Source organism: Rhizobium sp. IBUN (genome assembly GCF_000510625.1).
GTDB lineage: Bacteria > Pseudomonadota > Alphaproteobacteria > Rhizobiales > Rhizobiaceae > Rhizobium > Rhizobium altiplani.
The window spans coordinates 1-21,329 of sequence record NZ_AZNV01000037.1; the positions used below are offsets into that span (position 1 = coordinate 1).

Genomic DNA, 21,329 nt, shown 5'->3' on the forward strand with positions numbered 1-21,329 from the left:
TAGGCGACGTTGACCTCGATCTCGCGCACCAACTGACGCTCCGAGCGCACGCCATAGAGATAACCGATGAACAGCGCCTTGAACATCAAGGTCGGATCGAGCGGCGGGCGGCCGTTGTCGGCGCAATAAAGCCCCGCAACACGATCATGGATGAAGGAAAAGTCGATCACCGCGTCGATCTTGCGCAGCAGGTGATCCTTCGGCACCAGACTGTCGAGCGTCACCATCTCAAGAGTCGTCTGGGTGGGGGCAGGTTTCTTCAACATGTCCCAATGAATCACAAACCCCCAGACGGTGCCAGGGGTTTGTCAGCAATCTGAGGAGGGCGGCTCAAGGCCGCCCTTTCCCATTATCAAGCTGCCAGCGAGGCGATGTCGATGACGAAGCGGTAACGAACGTCGCTCTTCAGAACGCGTTCATAGGCCTCGTTGACCTGCTGGATGTTGATCGTCTCGATCTCGGAGACGATGTTGTGCTTGCCGCAGAAGTCCAGCATTTCCTGGGTTTCCTTGATTGAGCCGATCATCGAGCCGGAAATGCTCTTGCGGCCCGGGACCAGCGAAAATGCATGAACCGGGATCGCGTTTTCCGGGATGCCGACGACCACAAATGCTCCGTCCACCTTCAGAAGGCCAAGATAAGCGTTCCAATCGATCTCGGCGCTGACCGTGCAGATGATCAGGTCAAATGTACCGGCAAGCTTCTTGAACGTCTCCTCGTCGCTGGTCGCATAGTATTCCTTGGCACCGAGCTTGAGGCCGTCTTCCTTCTTGGAAAGGCTCTGCGAGAGGACGGTGATGTCAGCACCCATGGCCGCGCCGAGCTTGACGCCCATGTGACCGAGGCCGCCCATGCCGACGATTGCGACCTTCTTGCCTGGTCCGGCATTCCAGTGACGCAGCGGCGAGTAGAGCGTGATGCCGGCGCAGAGCAGCGGGGCCGAGGCGTCGAGCGGAAGGTTGTCCGGAATGGACATGACGTAACCTTCCTTGACGACGATCGAGTCGGAGTAACCGCCTTGAGTGCGCGTCTTGCCATCGGCTTCGAAGTCGTTGTAGGTGCCGACCAGGCCGGGCATATATTGTTCGCGGTCGAGGTCGCGGGCTGCACAGCCGACGCAGCTGTCGACGAAGCAGCCAACGCCGACACGGTCGCCGGCCTTGAATCTGGTGACGGCCGAGCCGACGGCCGAGACGATGCCGGCGATCTCGTGGCCCGGCACGATCGGATAGACCGCATTCTTCCATTCGTTGCGGACGGTGTGGATGTCCGAATGGCAGATGCCGGCGAACTTGATGTCGATCACGACGTCATCGGCATTGGGTTCGCGGCGCTCGAAGGTGAAGGGCGTAAGCGGCTTGGACGCGTCGGTGGCAGCATAGCCTTTTGCAATGGCCATCTAAGACTTCCTTTCGGGTTGCTGAGGTGATGCCAGACCATGCACCGGATCGATGTCGATGCGTTAGAGCGATACTCCGAGCTTCTTGCACGATCCTGCAAAAGTGACAGGCGGGCCTATTTTCGCGGGAGCAAAGCTGTCCTACATAGTGCGCATCTCTCCGAGGCGATACATAAAGGGTTCGCTCGTATGACTCTGCCGTTCAATCCCTATCAGGAAATCGTCTCCATTGCCGCGCGCCATCTCGGCGACGACGGGGAGTGCAGGACCGCGATCGAAAGCGTGGGGATAAGTCGGCGCACTTCACCAAGCGCCCCCTGCCACGGCAGCTACCGCCCTTGCATCGCCCTTGTTATCCAAGGCGCCAAGAGCCTGCGCCTCGGCACCGACGTCATCAATTACGGGCCTGGCGACTACCTGCTGACATCGCTCGACCTGCCGGTGACATGGCGAGTGGTGGAGGCAAGCCCCGAGGTTCCGCATTTCTGCCTGACGCTCGCCATCAACAGCGAGAAGGTTCTCGATCTCTTGAGCCGCGCCGAAATTCCGCGGCCAACCGCGCCCGTTGGAGGACGCGGGATCGTCGTGAATGTCGCGACGCCCGAGCTCTTGGACGCGGCAGTGCGACTGCTACGTTTGCTCGATAGTCCAAAGGACATCGCGGCGATGGCGCCGCTGATAGAGCAGGAGATTCTATATCGGGTTCTTACCGGCCCGGACGGTGGCCGGCTGATCAATATTGCGGTCGCCGACAGTCACGGCAACCGCATTGCACGCGCCATCGCATGGTTGCGGCAAAACTTTGCCCAGCCGCTGCGCATCGAGGATCTCGCGGAGCAGGTCAACATGAGCGTGTCGTCCTTCCATCACCATTTCAAGTCGATCACCGCGATCACGCCGGTGCAATACCAGAAGCAGTTGCGATTGCATGAGGCGCGGCGTCTAATGCTGATCGAGCGGCTGGATGCCGGGACGGCAGGGCATCGCGTCGGCTATCAGAGCCCGTCGCAGTTCAGCCGCGAATACAGCCGCGTCTACGGCATGTCCCCGGTGAGAGACGTCGAGGCGGCACGCGAGCCTTCTGACGACGCCTGAGTAGTGCGCTGTAGGCAGCGACGGTCGCGCCTATAGCGCACAAGGACGCTGAAATTTTCGTGCCATGCCGCTTGACGCGCACAGTGGTTTGCAGCATAAAGCCTGCGAACCGTACCGTACGGTACTATTGGGAGTGAGGCCGTGTCCGTCGATAATTTGGAGCCCAGCGAGTTTTCGCCGCGCCAAAACGCCGTCCTGGAGCAGGCATTGCAGCTGCTCGTCGATGGCGGCGAGAAGGCGCTGACGACATCGGGCGTTGCGCGCGCGGCGAACTGCTCCAAGGAAAGCCTGTACAAGTGGTTTGGCGACCGCGACGGCCTGCTGTCCGCGATGATCGCCTATCAGGCGAGCAAGGTGCGCACCTTCGAGCGCAATGGCGAGCGGCTGACGTCGGCGAGCCTCCACGACCACCTCGTCATCTTCTCAAAGGATTTGCTTGAAGTTCTCGCCGGCGATGTCTCGCTGGCGCTCAACCGTCTCGCCATCGGCCAGTCGCATCGCGACGGCTCCAAGCTCGGCAAGCTGCTTCTGGAGCGGGGTCGCCGTCAGATCGATCGCCGCGCCATGGGGCTGATCGATTCCGGCAAGCGCGCTGGGCTGCTGCGCTTCCATGATGCCGACGAGGCATATCACACGCTTTATGGCCTGATCGTTTCCGATCTGCATGTTCGCATGCTGCTCGGCGAGCCGGGTCTCAAGGATACCGCGCGTCAGGCGGAGAGGGCGGTTTCCGCCTTCCTGCGCCTCTATGGCACGGAAAAGGTTTTGGCGGAGATGCCGCTCGTCGGCTGATCCCCTCTTACAAGTCACAGGACAAGCAAAGGGAAGGAAATTCAAATGCGCGTCTATTACGATCGTGATGCAGATCTCAACCTCATCAAGTCGAAGAACGTCGTCATCGTCGGCTACGGCTCCCAGGGCCGTGCGCACGCGCTGAACCTCAAGGACAGCGGCCATGCCAACGTGGCGATCGCTCTCAAGGCTGGCTCGGCAACCATCAAGAAGGCAGAAGCCGACGGCTTCAAGGTCATGACCGTTGCCGACGCTGCCAAGTGGGGCGACCTGATCATGATGGCAACGCCTGATGAGCTGCAGGCCGACATCTACAAGGGCGAAATCGCCGGCAACATCCGTGACGGCGCTGCAATCGCCTTCGCACACGGCCTCAACGTTCACTTCGGCCTGATCGAGCCGAAGGCGTCGCTCGACGTCGTCATGATCGCGCCGAAGGGCCCGGGCCATACGGTTCGCGGCGAATACCAGAAGGGCGGCGGCGTTCCCTGCCTCGTTGCCGTTCACCAGAACGCTTCCGGCAACGCTCTCGAACTCGCTCTCTCCTACGCTTGCGGCGTTGGCGGCGGTCGTTCGGGCATCATCGAAACCAACTTCCGCGAAGAGTGCGAAACCGACCTCTTCGGCGAACAGGTCGTTCTCTGCGGCGGTCTCGTCGAACTGATCCGTGCTGGTTTCGAAACGCTGGTCGAAGCCGGCTATGCGCCTGAAATGGCCTACTTCGAGTGCCTGCACGAAGTGAAGCTGATCGTCGACCTGATCTATGAAGGCGGTATCGCCAACATGAACTACTCGATCTCGAACACGGCCGAGTGGGGCGAATACGTCACCGGCCCGCGCATCATCACGGCTGAAACCAAGGCTGAAATGAAGCGCGTCCTGCACGACATCCAGACCGGCAAGTTCACGTCCGACTGGATGCAGGAGTACAAGGCAGGGGGTTCGCGCTTCAAGGGCATCCGCCGCATGAACGACAGCCACCAGATCGAAGAAGTCGGCGCGAAGCTGCGCGGCATGATGCCTTGGATCGGCAAGAACAAGCTGGTCGACAAGTCCGTCAACTAAGCGGTTTCACACTGCTGAGTCAGCAGGGCCGGGGCGAAAGCTCCGGCCTTATTTTTGCGTCCGTACCGCAAGCCAGCGGGTCGGCTTTCCGTCGTAGCCGGTCCCATCGCCTTCGCTGATCACAATGTTGTGCCAGCCGCCATTGCTCAGCATTTCCGAAAGCAGTTCCGCCGACGGATAGTTGTAGTAGCGACCGAAGCCGTCGTGCCCCTCGGCCTCGCCCGCCTTGAAGGTGGCGTGAAAGACGCCGCCGGGCCGCAGCGCCGTGCGGATCCGTTCCAGCACATCAGGGAGGTCTGCCCGGGGGACATGCAGCAGGCTGGCCTCGGCCCAGACGCCGTCGAAGGCTTCCTCTTCGTCCAGATCATCGAAGCGCAACACCGCGACGGGACGCTCAAGAAAGGTTTCGGCCTGCTCCGCGATCGCCGGCGATCCGTCCGTTGGCGTGACATCGAAGCCCTTTGACAGCATGTAGGCGCTGTCCTGTCCGCCGCCGCATCCCAGATCGAGGATGGCTGCACCTGGCGGCAGCATCAACAGAAAAGCGTCTAGGCGTCGAACCGGCAGCGTGCGTTGCCGCGAAGCATAGGTGGCCGCGTTGTCGTCATAGAATGAAGATGTACTCTCGTCTGCCATGATCGTTCGCCCAATGACCCAAGGCCGGAGTTACACGCATAAGGTCGCCGCCTTTGAGGCGGCGCTCATTCCGTCGATATAAAAGAGCGAGCTAGATGGAACGGCGCCCGCTGATGGCGTGGTACAGCCAAAGAACCACGACCGCGCCGATGACGGCGACAACGAGGCTGTAGATATTGAAGCCCGTTATGCCGGATGCGCCGAAGAAGCTGAAGATGACGCCACCGACGATCGCTCCGACAATGCCGAGGACGATGTCCATCAGCATGCCTGCGCCCGACTTGTTCACAATCTTGCTGCCGATGAATCCTGCGATCAATCCAAGGATAATCCACCCGATAACAGACATCTGCCATTCCCCTCCTTGATTGGTTGAATATTCAGACCATCTTCCCGTTTAAGCTAAATAGCTCGTCGGGGAATTCAAGGTTCGCGAGAACCTTGTTCTTTCATTCTACAGTTGTTGTTCAATGAATTGAAGCAACCGAAAAGGAGGATGTCATGGGTATCTTTGATGACGCCGTTCCGGGCGGAAGTATCTCGAAGCCGATCATGGTCGCGCTTGGCGCGTTACTAGTGGGAAAGCTTCTTGGTGCTGGAGGCAGCCAGACGGATCCAGCAGCTCAGCAGGCTAATCCCCAAGCTGGTGACGGCGGGCTTCTTGGTGGGCTCGGCGGTCTTCTCGGCAAGCTGACGGAGGCCGGGCAGGGCGATACGGTGGATTCCTGGGTCCAGCCCGGACAGAACAAACCGATCGCGCCGGGCAGCCTCAACGATGCGCTTGGGTCGAAGACGATCAGCGATCTCGCACGCCAGGCGGGAATCAGTGAGCAAGAACTCCTGAATCAACTTTCGACAGTCCTGCCCGGAGTGGTCGACAAGCTGACACCCAGAGGCCAACTGCCGACACAAGAGCAGATCGCCTCCCTGTTCCGTTCCTGAGCGCGGTACGATCGAGCTGCAGTATCGGAGAAGACTCGCCCCGTTTCCCGGTCGGAAGCGGGGCGAACGAGTGTTTTTTCCATGCCGCCCCTGATGATTTTGCGACCGGCCGAAGCCTCGCGCCTCTCTGCGCTCTTCCTCTGGTCCGGCCACAAAAAAACCGGGCGTTGCCCGGTTTTCGAGTTTTCTGAATTGCTGGGCCGACTACTTGCGGCCGCTGACCTCAGACCAGGATGCGGCGTGTCCAGCCACGCTCATCGTTCGTCACGCCCTTCTGCAGGCCGACCAGCTCCTGGCGCAGCTCGGTGGTCAGCTTCCCGGTCTGCCCGTCTCCGATCAGGAATTCGCCACCAGCGTGTCGCACCAGGCCGATGCCCGCGAGTACCGCTGCAGTGCCGCAAGCGAAGGCTTCCACGAGCTTGCCACTGACGGCATCGGCCTGCCATTCCGCGAACGAGTAGGGGCGCTGCTCGACGCGCAAGCCCTTTTCTTCGGCGAGAACGATAACCGAGGCGCGGGTGATGCCCGGCAGGATCGTGCCGCCGAGCGGTGGCGTGACGACGGATCCGTCGTTCATCACGAAGAATACGTTCATCCCGCCGAGTTCCTCGACCCAGCGGTGCTCTGCCGCATCGAGAAAGACGACCTGATCGCAATTCCTCTTCGAGGCCTCGGCCTGCGCGATGAGGCTTGCGGCGTAGTTTCCTCCGCATTTTGCAGCACCGGTACCGCCGTTGGCCGCCCGAGTGTATTCGGTCTCGACCCATAGGGAGACCGCTTTTGCTCCACCTTTGAAGTAGGCGCCGACCGGAGAAGCGATAATGCAGAAGATATATTCCTGAGCCGGACGAACACCCAGGAATGCCTCGTTGGCGAACATGAAGGGGCGAAGATACAGGCTGGCGTCGCCCGATGGAATCCAGTCCTTATCAACACGGACGAGTTCTTCCACCGCCTTCAGGAAAAGTTCGTCCGGCACGGGAGGCATCGCCATGCGGATGGCTGACTGGGCGAAGCGGCGGGCGTTCTCTTCAGGCCGGAAGAGCAGAATGCGACCATCGTCCGCCCTGTAGGCTTTCATGCCCTCAAAGATTTCTTGCGCGTAGTGCAACACCGCGCTGGCAGGATCGAGTTCCAAGGGCCGCCTGGGCGTTACCTTCGCATTGTGCCACCCTTTGTCAGGAGTCCATCGAGCCAGAACCATATGATCCGTAAAGACCTTGCCAAAGCCGGGCGACTCCAGGGCCTGAATTCGGTCGGCGTCCGAGACCGGCGACGTGTGGAATTCGATCTTGATTTCAGGAGTGTTCGACGACGCGGGCATTGCTGGCACCTTCATAGCATATTTGATAGTGGCGGCGACACTACTGCCACGGAGTGGGTCTTGAAAAGATCGATTTTAGCCAGTTCTGGCTTCTGATCACGGAAGTGACCTTCGCTTCCCAAAATTGTCATGGTAGCAAACAAATAGGTCAGTAATGTTGACTTATTATTTGTTGCGTGGTTCTGTCGCCTAAAGACAAAAAATTACGAGGAAATGCCCATGCTGAATTGGGAAAGCATATTCGCGACGCGTTCTTCCCGTATGCGTGCTTCGGAGATCCGCGAGCTTCTGAAGCTTCTTGACCGCCCAGATATTATTTCCTTTGCCGGTGGTATTCCGGATCCGGCGCTTTTCCCCGATCAGGTATTCAAGGCGGCCTACGTCGATATCTTCGATAGCTCGGCCGTGAACTCGGCGCTGCAGTATTCGGTCAGCGAGGGCTACAAGCCGCTCCGCGAATGGCTGGTCAAGCAGATGGCCGCCATCGGCATCCCTTGCGAACTCGATAACGTCTTCATCGTTTCTGGCTCGCAGCAGGGCTTGGATTATCTCGGCAAGCTTTTCCTCTCGCCTAATGACACGGCGCTGGTCACCTGGCCGACCTACCTCGGTGCGCTCCAGGCCTTCAATGCCTATGAGCCGGCCTACGATCAATTGACGCCGAACGGCAACCGCACGCCTGATTCCTACAAGGCGCAGGCCGCGAGCGCGGGCGGCAAGGTGAAGTTCGCCTATCTCTCGGCCGACTTTGCCAATCCGACGGGCGAGACTGTCGATCAGGCTGGACGAGAGAAGGTTCTTGCCCTGGCAGAGGAACTCGATATCGCAGTCATCGAAGATGCCGCGTATCAATCACTCCGCTACGATGGAACGCCGATCGCGCCGATTCTGGCGACGGAGATCGCGAAGAAGGGGCACATCAACGATACCCGCACGATCTACTGCGGCAGCTTCTCGAAGACGCTTGCGCCGGGCCTGCGCGTTGGCTTCATCGTCGCCAACGCTCCCGTTATCCGCAAGCTTGTTCTGATGAAACAGGCGGCTGACCTGCACTCCTCGACGATCAATCAGATGGCGATCGCGCATGTCGCGGAACGCGGTTTCGATGCACAGGTCGCCAAGATCAAGTCGGTTTATAGTCACCGCCGCAATGTCATGCTGGCGGCGCTTGAGAAGTACATGCCTGCAGGCACGAGCTGGACGAAGCCCGAAGGCGGCATGTTCATCTGGGTGACGCTGCCTGATGGCATGGATGGCGCGAAGCTGCTAGCCAAGTCGCTGGAAACGGCCAACGTCGCCTTCGTCCCGGGCAAGGCCTTCTTCGCCGATGGTTCGGGTGAGAACACCTTCCGCGTCAGCTTCTCCTGCGCGAACGATCAAATGATCGAGGAGGGGATCAGCCGCCTTGGTGCGTTGATCGCCGGTGAAATCGGCGGCTGATCAGCCGCCGACCTCTTCAGAGCCAACTATCGATTGAGGTGTGGGCCGAGCAATTCGAGGTCCGCCTCACTCAGCCGGTCGCTGGCCGTGTTCAGCTGGTGCCAATACGGATAGAGCACGGGCGGCAGGCTGACCGCGTCCAGTCGACTGCGCTCCTGCTCGGTCAGCTTCAGCTCGGCCGCGGCGAGATTGTCCTTGAACTGGGCTTCGGTGCGCCCTCCGATGATGACAGACGTGACCGCCTTGCGGCCGATCAGCCAGGCAAGCGCCACCTGGGCTGCCGAGACACCGCGCTCATCGGCGATCGCCACCAGCGTTTCCACGATATTCCAGAGGCGGTTTTCATCGCGGATCGGCGGCTCGGTCCAGCCTGAGAACTGCCGCGAACCCTCAGGTGCTGCCCGGTTGCGTCGATGCTTGCCCGAAAGCAGGCCGGCAGCAAGCGGGCTCCAGACGAGGACACCGAGGCCCTGGTCGATGCTGATCGGAAGGAGTTCATATTCCGCATCGCGTGCTTCGAGCGTGTAGTGGATCTGCTGGCTGACGAACCGCTCCCGCTTTTCCCTCTCGCTGACGCCGAGCGCCTTCATGATATGCCAACCGGAGAAATTGGAGCAGCCGACATAGCGGACCTTGCCCTGGCGCACGAGTGTATCGAGCGCCTCCATGGTTTCCTCCAGTGGCGTCTGCCCGTCCCACTCGTGAAGCTGGTAGAGGTCGATGACGTCAGTCTTCATGCGCCGCAGGCTGGCCTCGCAGGCGCCGATCAAGTGATAGCGCGACAGGCCGGTGTCGTTCGGGCCGTCTCCCATGCGAAAGCGCGCCTTGGTGGCGATGAGAACGCCGTCCTTGCGCGGCCCGCCGATGATCTCGCCGAGGATTTCCTCGCAAACACCCTGCGAGTAGACGTCGGCAGTGTCGATCAGGTTGACGCCGGCGTCTATGCACAGGTCGACAAGCCTGCGTGCCTCGGTAACGCCGAGATCGCCAACCATCTTTGCCCAGCCTTGGCCACCGAATGTCATGGTGCCCATCGTCAAGGTCGAAATCTTCAGGCCAGAACGGCCAAGAAGCCGGTATTCCATTTGCGCTCCTCCAAAATGCACAAGTCAAAAGGTGCGGTAGAAGATAGGGGCGGGGAAGGTGGGTCAAGGGCAGATGTCCGACGTCTTGGTACCGAAGCCGACTGTCACAATCATGTTATCCGCGATGGCTAAGGAACGGGTCTCCCACCACCGAGGACCAATCATGAAGACGATCGTTTCCGCCGCCGCGCTACTCGCAGCGAGCTTGCTTGCAATCCCAGCCTCCGCCGCCAATCTCGTCCTCTATACGAGCCAGCCGAACGAGGACGCGCAGGCAACCGTGGATGGCTTCATGGCAGCCAATCCGGACGTCAAGGTAGACTGGGTGCGCGATGGCACGCCCAAGATCATGGCGAAGCTGCAGGCGGAGATCGAGGCCGGCAATCCCGTCGCCGACGTCCTGCTGATCGCCGACACGGTGACGCTCGAGCGTCTGAAGGAAGCCGGCAAACTGCTCGCCTACAAGTCGCCGGAAGCTGCCAGCTACGACGCGGCACTCTACGACGGTGACGGCTACTACTATTCGACCAAGCTGATCACGACAGGCATCGTCTACAACAGCTCTGCCGCGTTCAAGCCGACCAGCTGGAAGGACCTGACGAAGGCTGAAGCCAAGGGTCTCGTGACCATGCCGAGCCCCTTGACGTCGGGTGCAGCCCTCATTCATGCGCAGACGCTGGCCGGCGTCAGCAGCCTCGGCTGGGATTTCTACAAGGATCTTGCCGCCAATGGCGCGACCGCCGCAGGTGGAAACGGTGCTGTGCTCAAGTCGGTTGCCTCGGGTGAAAAAGCCTTCGGCATGATCGTCGACTACATGCCGATCCGCGAAAAGGCTAAGGGCGCGCCGGTCGCATTCGTCTTCCCGACGGAAGGCGCCTCCGCCGTCACGGAGCCGGTCGGTATTCTCGCAAGTTCGAAGAATGCCGATGCGGCGAAGAAATTCGTCGATTACGTGCTCTCTGAAAAGGGGCAGGAAGGCTTCCTCAAGCTCGGCTATATCCCCGCCCGCAACGGCATGAAGCTGCCGGAAGGCTTCCCGGCTCGTGACAGCATCAAGGTGCTGCCAGTCAATGCCGCGGAGGCGCTGAAGACTACCGATCAGGACCTCAAGACCTTTTCCGGCATTTACGGCTCGAACTGATCGCCGCCGGAAAGCAGATGCGCGGATATGTTCGTCCTGGAAACAGCCAGCCTGCTTGGCTGTTTCCTTTTGTCGTTATCATTGTCCTGATACTTAGCGTGCTGCCGCTAGCGCGGCTCGCGATGACAGGCATTGCGGCGCTCGCAAAGGGCGGCGTCGGCGCGGTGCTCAGCGATCCTGCCCTTTGGTCGGCAACCTACTACACGCTCGCCACGGCCGTTCTTGGCACACTGATCTCGCTTGCCATCGGCTGCGCCTTCGCGTTCCTGCTGACGCTGACGGATATCAGCGGCAAGGGAGCGCTAAGCTTCCTGTTCATCCTGCCGATGATGATCCCGCCACAGGTGACGGCGCTTGCCTGGGTGCAGATGTCCGGGCCGTCAAGCCCACTGCTGAAGGCGTTGCACCTTGCGCCTCCGCTTGGATCGCCGCAGCCGCTTTATTCGGTCGGGGGCATTTCGCTGCTCTACGGAGTACAGCACGCGCCGCTCGTTTATCTCGCCCTCCGTGCAGGCCTGATGGCGTTGCCTCGCGATGGTGTCGAGGCGGCGCGTCTTGCTGGGGCGGGCAGCTTTCGGGTCTTCCGCGATATCATCCTGCCGCTTTCGTTGCCGGGCATCATTGCCGGTGCCGCAATCTCTTTCGTATCCTGTACAGGCAACTTCGGCATTCCCGCCATTCTCGGCATACCCGCCTCGATCTACACGCTTCCGACACTTATCTTCACTAAGTTCTCCGCCTTTACGAGCCGTACTTTCGGCGACGTTGCAGTGCTTTCGGCACTGATCGCGATCATTTCCGTTGCCGGGCTTGCCATTCAGGATCGCGCCCTGCGCGGACGCGACTACCGCGTCCTCGGGCTTTCGGGCGCGACCGCGGCCTTCGAGGTGGGGCGCTGGAAGCTCCTTTTGCAGCCGCTGCTCTGGCTCTGCATCTTCGTCATGCTGGTAGCGCCATTCTTCGCTCTCCTCGCTGGTGCACTCGTGCCGGCCTATGGCGTGCCGTTGACCTTCAAGACCCTGTCGGCAAGCGCCTTCTACGAAATTCTCTTCCGTCAGGCGGTCACGCGTACGGCTTTCGCCAATTCGCTCTCTCTCGCGGCGGGGACGGCGCTATGTCTCCTCCTGGTGACCGTGCTGACGACTTACGCGTTGACCCGACGGAAGGACCTGCTGGGCCGGATCGTTTCGAGCCTGATCGAGATTCCCTATTCGCTGCCCGGCATCGTCATGGCCGTGTGCTTCATTCTGGTGTTTGCCGCACCGCTTCCGATCCTGCATGTGACGCTCTACGGAACGATTTGGATCATTCTGATCGCCTACCTCTCCAGTTTCTTTGCCGTTAGCCTGAAGCCTGTCGTCAGTGCGTTTCATCAGCTCGATCCGGCACTGGAGGAGGCGGCAAGGCTTTCGGGAGCGGGCTTCTTCCGGCGGCTCGCCGACATCATAGTGCCCTTGATCGCGCCCGCTGCCGGCGCGTCGGTGATCCTGGTCTTCCTGATCGCTTGCAATGAGCTGACTATTTCCGCGCTTTTGTGGTCGGCCGGGACGCAGACGCTTGGCGTCGCCATCTACAATCTCGACGACAGCGGTAGTTCCGATCTCGCGTCGGCGCTCTCCGTGCTCGTCGTTCTTATGGTCGTCTTCATGATGCTTCTCCTGGAATTGATGGCAAAACGCCTGCCGAGAGGAGTCGTACCGTGGCGGAACTGATCCTCAACCATCTTGCCAAGGACTTCGGTACCGGGCGCGCGGCGGTCGCCGACTTCTCCCTGAAAGTGCGGCATGGCGGCTTCCTGGCGCTGCTCGGACCGTCTGGCTGCGGCAAGACAACTGTTCTGCGCATGATCGCCGGTTTCGAGGCGCCAACCGACGGCTCTATCCATCTTGGCGAGCGGCTGCTTGCAGACGCCTCGAGGTCGCTACCACCGGAACGGCGCAACATGGCAATGGTGTTCCAATCCTATGCGCTGTGGCCGCATATGAGCGTCGCAGACAATGTCGGCTATCCTCTGAAAGTGCGCGGCATCTCCGGCGAGTCCTACAGACAGAAGGTCCGGGAGGCACTGGCGACGGTGAGGCTCGCCGACCATGCCGAGCGGCGTCCCGCCGATCTCTCCGGCGGCCAGCGACAGCGCGTGGCATTGGCCCGCTGCCTTGTCTCGTCACCTGATGTCGTGCTGCTCGACGAGCCGCTCGCCAATCTCGACCGGCACCTGAAGCAAGAGATGGAGGAAACGTTCCGCGAATTCCACCAGCGCTCCGGAGCGACCATGGTTTATGTGACGCACGATCAGAGCGAGGCGATGGCCCTTGCGACTGATGTTGCGGTCATGTCCGAGGGCCGCCTTCTGCAGGCTGCGCCGCCTGCGGAGATCTACGCCCGGCCAGAGGGCCGGCTGGTCGGTGGGCTGATCGGTCGCGGTGCGATCCTCTCGCTTTCATCTCCGGTTGGTGACATCAGGCTTCTCGATTGGAACGCTCTCGAGCCCATGCTGTCTCACGAGGCGAGGCACCAGCCGAGAGTGGATGTGTTGGTGCGCCAGGAAGACGTCTTGATTGTTGGTGAGGGCGTTCCAGCGCGCGTCGAGTCGATCCTCTACGAAGGCGAACGCTACGCCGTGAAGTTGCTGCTTGGTGACGGACAGGTGCTTCGCGCATTCAACCGTGAGCGCTTGCGGGTCGGCGAAAGCGTGTGGGTCATTGCGCGCGCCGCCTGGCGTCTCTGATCGCGAAACGTCTTTCCGAAGCGGGGCTTAGCCACTACTAATGGCATAACGCCAATTGGAAATGTTCGATGTCGCTTCGCATTGCCACTTTCAACGTCGAAAACCTCATGACGCGTTTCGACTTTACCGGCTTCCGCAACCAGTTGCGCCAAGACCGGGTCATCAAGCTTTTCGAAGTGCGCAGTGAAGGCGTCTACCAGCAGCTCGAGCAGGCGCGGGTGATCGCTTCCACCGACGATACCCGACAGATGACGGCGCTCGCGATTGCCGACGCCGACGCCGACATTCTCTGCCTGCAGGAAGTCGACAACATGGAGGCGTTGCAAGCCTTCGAATACGGCTATCTCTTCAGGATGGTCGGCAACGGTTACCGGCAAAAATATCTCGTCGAGGGCAACGACAGCCGCGGGATCGACGTCGCAGTCCTGATGCGGGAAGAGACACGTGACGGGCAGAAGATCGAGCTCAAGCAGATCAAGAGCCATGCAATGCTCACCTATCGCGATCTGGGGCTTTTCAACGACCAATTGGCGCTGACCAACCGCATCGACGACAAGATCTTCAAGCGCGACTGCCTGGAACTGGAGCTCGAGATCGGTGGCGTCGCGCTGTCGCTCTACGTGGTCCATTTCAAGTCGATGGACGGGCCGCGCACGAATGGCGTCGACAGCAGGCTCGGCACCATGCCGATCCGGCGGGCCGAGGCGCTGGCGGTTCGCCGTATCATCGAGGACCGCTTTCACGGTCATACCGATGACAAGAGGTTCGTTATATGTGGTGACATGAACGATTATCAGGAGCGCGTCGACGTCATCGGGCGCCGCCAAACGGGCTACCGCTTCGAGCATCAGGTCGAGAGCATCAGCGCGCTCGACGTCTTCAGTCGCGACGGCTTTTTGGAGAATGTCGTGCGCCGCCGTGATCCGCTCGACCGCTGGACGCTCTACCATGCCCGTGGACCCGAAGAGCAATGGCTGTGTCAGCTCGACTACATCTGGCTCTCGAAGGCGCTCGCCAGAACGAATGTCGGACGCCTGCCGGAGATCGTTCGACATGGACAGCCTTACCGCACGGCCTTCCCGCCCGGCCAGGAGGTCGAGCGTTATCCTCGCACCGGCTGGGACCGGCCAAAGGCCTCCGACCATTGCCCCGTTGTCATGACACTGGATTTGATATGAACCTGCATTTCTCCGAGGATTTCGCCGGCTGGCCGCCGGAGCAGACCGTATTTCCGATTGCTGGGCTGGACCTTCGCGTTCTCGCCGGGGACCATTCCTTCTATGTCGCGGAGCGCGAGGCGATCCGGGAGAACTGGGCGAAGGAAACGGCCGCAAACCCGGCGCTGTTCGACGGCCGCATGGTCTTTCAGGAGCGGCTGGCTCTAACCGATGCCGGCATAGCAGGCGAGGGCCATGTCATCCCGTTTTCTACATTCATGTGGTGGCGCCGCCAACCGAGCCGGCAAGGCGGCATCCATCTGTTCGCCTATCCGGTCCTCGAAACCTCGGACGGCGCGCTGGTGGCTATCCGCATGGGGAGCCATACGGCCAATCCCGGCCAGGTCTATTTCGCTGCCGGTTCCCTCGAACCAGAGGACGTCAGCGAAGGTCGTTGCGACGTCGAAGGCAATATGCGTCGCGAGGTGATGGAGGAGACGGGGCTTGACCTCAACGAGGCCAAGGCCGGCGATCGCTACTACGCGAGCCATGTCAGGCGCACGGTGACTGTGCTGCGTCTCTTCCGCTTCGACCTGACCGCCGATGACATGATAGAGAAGATCCACGCACACATGCTGGTTGCCGACGACAAGGAGATTGCCGGCGCGGTTGCTATACGTTCGGCCGACCCGAAGGCACACCCCTACAATATTGCGATGCTGCCCGTCATCGACTGGTACTTCCGGGAACGGCGCGGCGCTTAACGCCTTGCGCTCGGTCGTCCGGTCGGGCAGGTTGGCGAAACGAGGATCGAGACCATCAGGAGGCCGATGTGGGGCGAAGCTACAGCGTCTATGACGTGTTCACCGACCGCAAGCTCGCCGGAAATCCGCTCGCCGTTATCTTCGATGGTGACGATTTGAGCGATGACGCCATGCAGGCGATCGCCAAGGAAATGAGCCTCTCGGAAACGGTCTTCGTGCAGCCGTCAGGTAATCCCGCTTACACGGCGAGAATCCGCATCTTCACGCCCGGGCGGGAGCTTCCCTTTGCAGGGCATCCGACCGTTGGAACGGCGATCGCTCTCGCCGAGCAGGCGCATGGCGGCTCGAGCATCGATCTCGTTTCGGTGCTGGAGGAAAATGTCGGACCGGTGCGTTGCGCCGTTCGCCTGCGGGAAGGCGAGGCGAGTTTTGCCGAGTTCGACCTGCCGCGGAAGTCGCAGCAGATCACGATGCCGCTCGACAAGCTTGGAATCGCCAATGCTTTGTCGTTGAAGACGACCGAGATCGGCTTTGAGAACCACGTACCGTCGTTGTGGAGCGCCGGCGTGCCGTACCTGATGGTGCCGGTGCACGACGTCGGCGCCGCGCAGCACATGGAGTTCGACCCGCAACTTTGGGAAGAGACCGTTCCCTTCGTGGATGGCGCGCTTGCCTCGGCCTATATCTACTGCCGGGGCGGCGTGAACCATGTGGCGAAATTCCATGCGCGGATGTTTGCGAGCGGCATGGGGATCGTGGAGGACCCTGCGACCGGGTCGGCTGCCGCCGCGCTCTCCGGCACCATTCACTATTTCGACCGTCTGACGGACGGGCACCATGGCATGACGATCGAGCAGGGCGTGGAAATGGGCCGGCCATCCTTCATTCATCTGCACATGGATGTTGAAGGCGGAACGATCTCAAATGCCCGGATCGGCGGGCAGGCTGTGCGCATCGCAAGCGGAACGCTGGACCTTTGATTTCATTGCATTTCAGCCATGCGCAAAAATCTTCGCATTTAACCAAAGAATTTTCAGGCAGGCGCTAGACAAGCCGAACGATCCTGTTTATACGCCCCCTCACACCGCGCAACACGGCGGTTACGGGTGATTAGCTCAGTTGGTAGAGCAGCTGACTCTTAATCAGCGGGTCGTAGGTTCGAGCCCTACATCACCCACCAGCCATCCCCTTGATTGTTCAAGGGGACTGCTGATTTTCACAAAAGAATTTCCGGTCAACTTCGCAACGAAAAATGTCCAGTGATATCTCGACTGGAGCGAAGATTCCCGAGAAAATCCCGAAGAACAGTCGGCTGTCGCTGACATCGATATGTTGACATCTTCCGGGAACAATAGCGTCGACTGTTGTGCCGAGTTTGCGACGGTCTCTTGGTTTTGGAATTCTCACCTTCTTTGATCAGATTCGTCACCCCAAGCATCTATGGGCGGCAAAAGTTTGGGCTCTCCCTTGGCGCCGTCTCCAGCGATGGTAAAATAGTTGCTGTTTCCTGCCGTTGCTTTTGTGATCAATGGCTCAAGAGCGGGGTGTTGGGATCGAATGTTGAAAAGGTCGCCATGATATCCTTTGAAGGGCCACCAGCATGCCAGCCCAGTATCCTTACAGCATCGACAGCACTACCCGCGAAGGCCAAGACGAAATCTTGTCGCTGTGGAGCGCGGCCAAATGTCTGACAGGCAGGCGGCATGGATCATGAAACTGACCCATGAGGAGTTCTATGCACTCGCCGAGGAGAGGGGCGTTTCCACGCCATCGGACGAAGCGATTGAAGTCCACAAGGCCGAGATCGATGGCCATGTCGGCCCTGTCGTTATGCAGCAGGAGCGCGAACAACTTCGTAGGCAATTGTCCCGATTTCTCGATGATGCCTGCGAGGTTGCCAACCAAATCGCACGCTCGAAGGCCTTCGCTGTCCCAGCCGAAGCAAAACGCTCGTCGAAAATTCGCCCCGGACATCGGCTTAGAGCGCTCCTTGGGGCGATTGGCGCATGCGCCACGCATTTCATCAAAAATTGCGACAGCGCCCAGGGCGCCGCTTTGCGCGTCTCATTGATGCTAAACAGCTCCTGGTTTCCACCACACACATTTGGCTCTGCTTTGCGCTCCGAAATTTCTGGAAGGCAGCATGACGCTTGGCGAGGTCATGCGTCAGTGGGATAGGATCATTCCTTACTCTTTGAGAGGCCAGCGAAGGCGCCACTGTTCAGCCGCATCGCGAGTTCCTCGGCTTCGTCCTGTAACAGCTTGATCGACGTCACACCAACATCCGCCGGGTAGCCGGTGTTGCGATCAATCACGGCAAACGTATCGTCTGGTCTGCGAGACACAAAAAATCGATCTTTGTAGGCACTTGGCAAAGGGCACTCCATACCGAAAATCCTCGTACATTTAGGCACTCTGGCTAAATCTTGTTCTTGAGGTCCCGGACCGCTGATTGAAGGTCTTGGTGCTGCCGGGAATGCACCAAAACGCTCTTATGCAGGCGTTGGCTCCGCTTAAGCCACCGCGATGATCAGGCTCTTGTTCAGTCGAGTAGCACCTGTCAAAGCGCGACGTGAGTTCTCGAACCAGCTCTTGCTCACTGAGAAGTTGATCCTGACGTCATGATTTCGCTCTTCCGCCACGGTTCACGCATGCTTTAGTAGCAAACGCCGCTCTTTGAGCAGCTCCAGAAATTGCCGTCAGAGTCGTAGCCCCGGGTGCGACCCGTGTCAGCATCATAAGTTTGCCGCCAGGTGGAGCCCGTGCCGAGGTTGGAACCCCTCATTGTCATGTCGCCATTGTCGTCGCGGTGAATGCTGTAGCGGTTGCCGCTTTGCCAGTCATAGCAGGTGGAGTCACCGTTGCCGTAGTCGGTGCATCCGGCATGGGCGACGGAGGCCGCACCAAGGGCGAGACCGAGCGAAATGGATATCAGCTTTGTTCTGCGGCACATTAGAACTCTCTCTTGTAAGGTGATTACTTGGGCTCCCTCTTAGGAGCCTTTTTCCTTGTACGTAGCCCTTGCTCGATCGATTGCAGCCAGAGCGTCGGCAAGTGGCACGTTGCGGTCCGTCAACATATTTGCGGCCGCCCGAGGTTGGTTGGCCGAGCCGATAAACCCACCCTCGAAGTACACGTGAATGGTGTTGATGGTACGCCCGCTTCTGGCGAACTTGACCGGCACGATTTCGACTCTAAAATCCATCACTTGCGCCTTTTGAGCGGGCGCATCAAATCATGGGTGTGTTCGGTGTGACCCTTGTCTTTCCAAATCCGTTCGATACTTCCGCAAGACACGCCGAAACGGGCGGCAAGATCGACCTGCCGTTCCTCGGAAACATAGATTTCGCGGATTTCATCGCGGGTGAGTTTGGGGCGGGCACCCGTCGTGCAATGGCGTTGGGTGGATGCTTGGGTGGACTTGGTTGCCCATTGACAATTGCTTGGTTCATAGTTGCCATCGCCGTTTTTCCGGTCGAGGGTCATGCCTTCCGGCCGCAGGCCCATGTCGGCAACAAAGTTGTAGTAGCCGAGGGGATTGTTTCGGTGCCACCGCGGGCATACGATGATGCCCCGGCCACCATAGTGTTCAAAGTTGGCTGTGTTGGCGCTGTAACAACGGTCATGCATGGAACCCCATGAATTGCGCGTGCGTTGCTCGGGCGTCAAATGGTGTGAATGTCTCATATCAGTTCCTGGGGTGTGGGGGTGCTATTAAGCCGCGTGCCGGTGCCACGCGGCCGAAGCGAGTTGTGGGTGCCCGTGCAATTTGAATCCGGTAACCTGCCATGTTGGTGTCTGACACCTTGGGGGAGTCCCGCTCTCGGATGGGCACGCGGCCATGACAAGGGCGAAGACGCCCGCCGCCTAGTGGATGACGTAGCAGTCAATGTTTCTCTCCTCAGCCTCCACGGTCCTCTTGAGATCCTCCATGAGTTCCCACGCTGCGGCGGGTGTCATGCGGGTGCCATCCTGGAAAGGGTTGTGGCCTATTAGTTCAACAATCACCCGGCTTACTTCCTCCATGTCGGTGGTGTCGAACACGTCAATCAGCCACGCCGATAGGTCACTCGGGGCCATCGGAACCAGTCTCCTCTAATTGGTCGCCTGAGTAATCGGTGAACGCTGCAGGGCCGATGCCCAAAGCAGCAATTCCATATTCGCCGAGTGCCTCAGCGGTGCACCCCCGCAAGTCCGCTTTCATGCGATCACCTCGGGCATAAAGCCCCGGCTTATGTGATGCCGCCGAACGATTACCGCGGCAAAGAACGCAACAATGAGTTGGATGAACAGCAAGAATGGCCACACCTGCACGAGCGGGGCATAAACAGTCGCCATAATCAGGAACGCAGGCCACACGCCCTTGGCCAGAAAATACACCGGGCCGAAGAACAGCGCCCCTAGGAATGGGGTGAATTTCCCAAGCTTGCGGCGGTGGCCGTTATGCGAATTTACATAGGTAACCACTACTTTCACTCCACGTTTGCTGCATCCGCGAGCATTGCCAAAAACCTGCTATGCTCGGTCGCGTCAAAGTTGATGCTAAAAGCCACCAACTCGCCCCTTGTCCTCGAACACTTGTAATGCGCACACTTGCCGCCACTGATGGGGGTAACCATCGTGGTCGATGCCCTGTTATTTCTGATCGTGCTGCCAGGCATCTTTGTTTTTGCCAAGAAGGCTAGGTAGCTTCTGAATTTCATCGCGAACGTAGCGGTGCCGGATTTGCCAGATTCAGTGGGGGGCCAACCCGGCTGGCTCGCCTCGACTCCGAAATCCTGCACGTTGGCCCCAGTCTCTGTTTCCTTTCCCAAACAGTAGGCAATCCGGCCATATGCGTCTGAGTCGCTTTGCTCCGTGGCGGTGCATTTGGCCGAAATCTCTAGCTTGGTGGATCTGAACATTTGTGTCGCCTCGGCCCGGCCCAAGACACACGGAAGGGCAACGGATCCAGCAAGGAGAATGGCCACCACCAAGCCGATGGAGATCAGCGTTTTCATGCGTCGTCTCCCGGGCAAAAAGAAGCAGCTACGGCCGAGACAACAAGCCCGGCGGCGCCGTTGTCGCGTGTCTCGGGATGCTCCCGCAAGTACTTGATAACATCCATGATTTGGCCGCCCGTGACGCCAAGGCGTACGCAAGTCCCGACGCCTGTGAATTGGCGGGTGAGTTCCAAGGAGTCCACCACACCCTCAGCGTAGCCGATGCAAAACGCTCTGCGCTCGGGATGTTTGTTGCTCGTGCAATCCGCCAACAGTTCATTGCCATTCTGGTAGGAACGAACTTCGGCAAAGCATGACGATGCGGTTAGGAGCGCGGTCAAAGCCGCGAATGCCAGCTTTTTCATTGCGGTGTTTCCCAATATGAGAGCAGCCATCATCAAGACACGCCATGCTCAATGCGTGTGACCGGCAACCCCGGTCTCGGCGTTCACGCTTTTCGTATTGGCAGATAAGCGATGTTTCGCTCGGTCGCTTGCGCTATCTAGCCAATTGTTTGTAGGAGCTGCCAAGGTGCCGGGCGGAGAGGGCGCGATGTCCTCGTGGTGACCGCAAAAGCACGCGGGTTCAGTCATTCTTTGCAGCGCATCGCGCAGGCTCTCTTCCACAGACGTGCATTGTCCCGACTCGCCCGCGTGGCTATTGTTGCAGAGTGCCGGGGTTAGCCGGAGCGGGCGAATGGCGACAGCAGCGTCCGGGTAAATGAGCCTGACCTGAAAAAACGCGGTGTCCTACCGAACAGATGTCGGAGCGAACATGCT

25 protein-coding genes and 1 tRNA gene are annotated in these 21,329 nt (G+C 59.6%); 12 read left to right on the top strand and 14 right to left on the bottom strand.

Features of this window, described 5'->3' with window-relative positions:
* Together RHIBUN_RS33935 and RHIBUN_RS0125545 are read right to left on the bottom strand one after the other, a co-directional pair.
* Positions 1–266, bottom strand: a 266-nt coding sequence (locus RHIBUN_RS33935) for a transposase (protein WP_198021174.1), incomplete at its 3' end; no start/stop codon positions are given.
* An 86-nt stretch (positions 267–352) separates the two neighbouring features.
* Positions 353–1,399, bottom strand: coding sequence for an NAD(P)-dependent alcohol dehydrogenase (locus RHIBUN_RS0125545; protein WP_025661742.1), 1,047 nt, complete (start codon positions 1,397–1,399; stop codon positions 353–355).
* A 189-nt stretch (positions 1,400–1,588) separates the two neighbouring features.
* On the opposite strand from RHIBUN_RS0125545, the gene RHIBUN_RS0125550 reads away from it, so the two are divergent.
* From RHIBUN_RS0125550 to ilvC, 3 genes are all read left to right on the top strand, one after another.
* The gene (locus tag RHIBUN_RS0125550; RefSeq protein ID WP_025661743.1) at positions 1,589–2,494 is read left to right on the top strand and encodes an AraC family transcriptional regulator; all 906 of its coding nucleotides are present in this window, start codon (positions 1,589–1,591) and stop codon (positions 2,492–2,494) included.
* Positions 2,495–2,620: 126 nt separating this feature from the next.
* Positions 2,621–3,286 (top strand): TetR/AcrR family transcriptional regulator, encoded by a 666-nt coding sequence (locus tag RHIBUN_RS0125555; RefSeq protein WP_026371979.1) that lies wholly within the window; start codon positions 2,621–2,623, stop codon positions 3,284–3,286.
* Positions 3,287–3,331: 45 nt separating this feature from the next.
* The gene (ilvC, locus tag RHIBUN_RS0125560) at positions 3,332–4,351 is read left to right on the top strand and encodes a ketol-acid reductoisomerase (RefSeq protein WP_018858647.1); all 1,020 of its coding nucleotides are present in this window, start codon (positions 3,332–3,334) and stop codon (positions 4,349–4,351) included.
* A 48-nt stretch (positions 4,352–4,399) separates the two neighbouring features.
* Here ilvC and RHIBUN_RS0125565 read toward each other — a convergent pair whose 3' ends face one another.
* Positions 4,400–4,987 (bottom strand): class I SAM-dependent methyltransferase, encoded by a 588-nt coding sequence (locus tag RHIBUN_RS0125565; RefSeq protein WP_025661744.1) that lies wholly within the window; start codon positions 4,985–4,987, stop codon positions 4,400–4,402.
* Between the two features lie 91 nt (positions 4,988–5,078).
* Complete coding sequence (locus tag RHIBUN_RS0125570) at positions 5,079–5,336, bottom strand: GlsB/YeaQ/YmgE family stress response membrane protein (RefSeq protein WP_007534948.1); 258 nt, start codon at positions 5,334–5,336, stop codon at positions 5,079–5,081.
* A 152-nt stretch (positions 5,337–5,488) separates the two neighbouring features.
* Here RHIBUN_RS0125570 and RHIBUN_RS0125575 point away from each other — a divergent pair, with 152 nt between their 5' ends.
* The gene (locus RHIBUN_RS0125575) at positions 5,489–5,929 is read left to right on the top strand and encodes a YidB family protein (RefSeq protein WP_025661745.1); all 441 of its coding nucleotides are present in this window, start codon (positions 5,489–5,491) and stop codon (positions 5,927–5,929) included.
* A 223-nt stretch (positions 5,930–6,152) separates the two neighbouring features.
* Here the strand turns inward: RHIBUN_RS0125575 and RHIBUN_RS0125580 are convergent, their stop codons facing one another.
* Positions 6,153–7,253 carry a branched-chain amino acid aminotransferase gene (locus tag RHIBUN_RS0125580; RefSeq protein WP_018858644.1) on the bottom strand — a complete coding sequence of 367 codons (1,101 nt, stop codon included), beginning with the start codon at positions 7,251–7,253 and terminating at the stop codon, positions 6,153–6,155.
* Between the two features lie 219 nt (positions 7,254–7,472).
* Here RHIBUN_RS0125580 and RHIBUN_RS0125585 point away from each other — a divergent pair, with 219 nt between their 5' ends.
* Positions 7,473–8,693: a PLP-dependent aminotransferase family protein gene (locus RHIBUN_RS0125585; RefSeq protein WP_025661746.1), complete on the top strand. Its 1,221-nt coding sequence runs from the start codon at positions 7,473–7,475 to the stop codon at positions 8,691–8,693.
* Between the two features lie 26 nt (positions 8,694–8,719).
* Here the strand turns inward: RHIBUN_RS0125585 and RHIBUN_RS0125590 are convergent, their stop codons facing one another.
* On the bottom strand, positions 8,720–9,778 hold the full coding sequence (locus tag RHIBUN_RS0125590; protein WP_025661747.1) for an aldo/keto reductase: 1,059 nt from the start codon (positions 9,776–9,778) through the stop codon (positions 8,720–8,722).
* 163 nt (positions 9,779–9,941) lie between these two features.
* Here RHIBUN_RS0125590 and RHIBUN_RS0125595 point away from each other — a divergent pair, with 163 nt between their 5' ends.
* The 7 genes from RHIBUN_RS0125595 to RHIBUN_RS0125625 all read left to right on the top strand — a co-directional run bounded on the left by RHIBUN_RS0125595 (position 9,942) and on the right by RHIBUN_RS0125625 (position 16,748).
* Positions 9,942–10,919, top strand: coding sequence for an ABC transporter substrate-binding protein (locus RHIBUN_RS0125595; RefSeq protein WP_025661748.1), 978 nt, complete (start codon positions 9,942–9,944; stop codon positions 10,917–10,919).
* Between the two features lie 17 nt (positions 10,920–10,936).
* On the top strand, positions 10,937–12,631 hold the full coding sequence (locus tag RHIBUN_RS0125600; RefSeq protein ID WP_025661749.1) for an iron ABC transporter permease: 1,695 nt from the start codon (positions 10,937–10,939) through the stop codon (positions 12,629–12,631).
* Positions 12,619–13,647 carry an ABC transporter ATP-binding protein gene (locus RHIBUN_RS0125605; protein WP_025661750.1) on the top strand — a complete coding sequence of 343 codons (1,029 nt, stop codon included), beginning with the start codon at positions 12,619–12,621 and terminating at the stop codon, positions 13,645–13,647. Before RHIBUN_RS0125600 ends, RHIBUN_RS0125605 begins: the two co-directional genes overlap by 13 nt.
* A gap of 68 nt (positions 13,648–13,715) precedes the next feature.
* The gene (locus RHIBUN_RS0125610; RefSeq protein ID WP_018858638.1) at positions 13,716–14,825 is read left to right on the top strand and encodes an endonuclease/exonuclease/phosphatase family protein; all 1,110 of its coding nucleotides are present in this window, start codon (positions 13,716–13,718) and stop codon (positions 14,823–14,825) included.
* Positions 14,822–15,568, top strand: a complete 747-nt coding sequence (locus RHIBUN_RS0125615; protein WP_025661751.1) for an NUDIX hydrolase — start codon at positions 14,822–14,824, stop codon at positions 15,566–15,568. Before RHIBUN_RS0125610 ends, RHIBUN_RS0125615 begins: the two co-directional genes overlap by 4 nt.
* 68 nt (positions 15,569–15,636) lie before the next feature.
* Entirely contained in the window at positions 15,637–16,548 is a 912-nt protein-coding gene (locus RHIBUN_RS0125620) for a PhzF family phenazine biosynthesis protein (RefSeq protein ID WP_018858636.1), read from the top strand.
* A gap of 124 nt (positions 16,549–16,672) precedes the next feature.
* Positions 16,673–16,748 (top strand) — tRNA-Lys (locus RHIBUN_RS0125625).
* Between the two features lie 1,000 nt (positions 16,749–17,748).
* Here RHIBUN_RS0125625 and RHIBUN_RS0125635 read toward each other — a convergent pair.
* The 8 genes from RHIBUN_RS0125635 to RHIBUN_RS0125675 all read right to left on the bottom strand — a co-directional run bounded on the left by RHIBUN_RS0125635 (position 17,749) and on the right by RHIBUN_RS0125675 (position 20,948).
* Positions 17,749–17,913: a hypothetical protein gene (locus tag RHIBUN_RS0125635; protein WP_156932750.1), complete on the bottom strand. Its 165-nt coding sequence runs from the start codon at positions 17,911–17,913 to the stop codon at positions 17,749–17,751.
* A gap of 311 nt (positions 17,914–18,224) precedes the next feature.
* A complete protein-coding gene (locus tag RHIBUN_RS0125640; protein WP_025661754.1) occupies positions 18,225–18,521 on the bottom strand; it encodes a hypothetical protein in 297 nt (98 codons plus the stop codon).
* Positions 18,522–18,560: 39 nt separating this feature from the next.
* Positions 18,561–18,773, bottom strand: coding sequence for a hypothetical protein (locus RHIBUN_RS0125645; protein ID WP_025661755.1), 213 nt, complete (start codon positions 18,771–18,773; stop codon positions 18,561–18,563).
* Positions 18,773–19,255 carry a hypothetical protein gene (locus RHIBUN_RS34865; protein WP_025661756.1) on the bottom strand — a complete coding sequence of 161 codons (483 nt, stop codon included), beginning with the start codon at positions 19,253–19,255 and terminating at the stop codon, positions 18,773–18,775. Before RHIBUN_RS34865 ends, RHIBUN_RS0125645 begins: the two co-directional genes overlap by 1 nt.
* A 180-nt stretch (positions 19,256–19,435) precedes the next feature.
* Positions 19,436–19,648, bottom strand: a complete 213-nt coding sequence (locus RHIBUN_RS0125655) for a hypothetical protein (RefSeq protein ID WP_025661757.1) — start codon at positions 19,646–19,648, stop codon at positions 19,436–19,438.
* A gap of 120 nt (positions 19,649–19,768) precedes the next feature.
* Complete coding sequence (locus RHIBUN_RS0125665) at positions 19,769–20,035, bottom strand: hypothetical protein (RefSeq protein WP_025661758.1); 267 nt, start codon at positions 20,033–20,035, stop codon at positions 19,769–19,771.
* Between the two features lie 5 nt (positions 20,036–20,040).
* Positions 20,041–20,568 carry a hypothetical protein gene (locus RHIBUN_RS0125670; RefSeq protein WP_025661759.1) on the bottom strand — a complete coding sequence of 176 codons (528 nt, stop codon included), beginning with the start codon at positions 20,566–20,568 and terminating at the stop codon, positions 20,041–20,043.
* Positions 20,565–20,948: a Rap1a/Tai family immunity protein gene (locus tag RHIBUN_RS0125675; RefSeq protein ID WP_156932751.1), complete on the bottom strand. Its 384-nt coding sequence runs from the start codon at positions 20,946–20,948 to the stop codon at positions 20,565–20,567. Before RHIBUN_RS0125675 ends, RHIBUN_RS0125670 begins: the two co-directional genes overlap by 4 nt.
* Positions 20,949–21,329 lie beyond the last annotated feature (381 nt).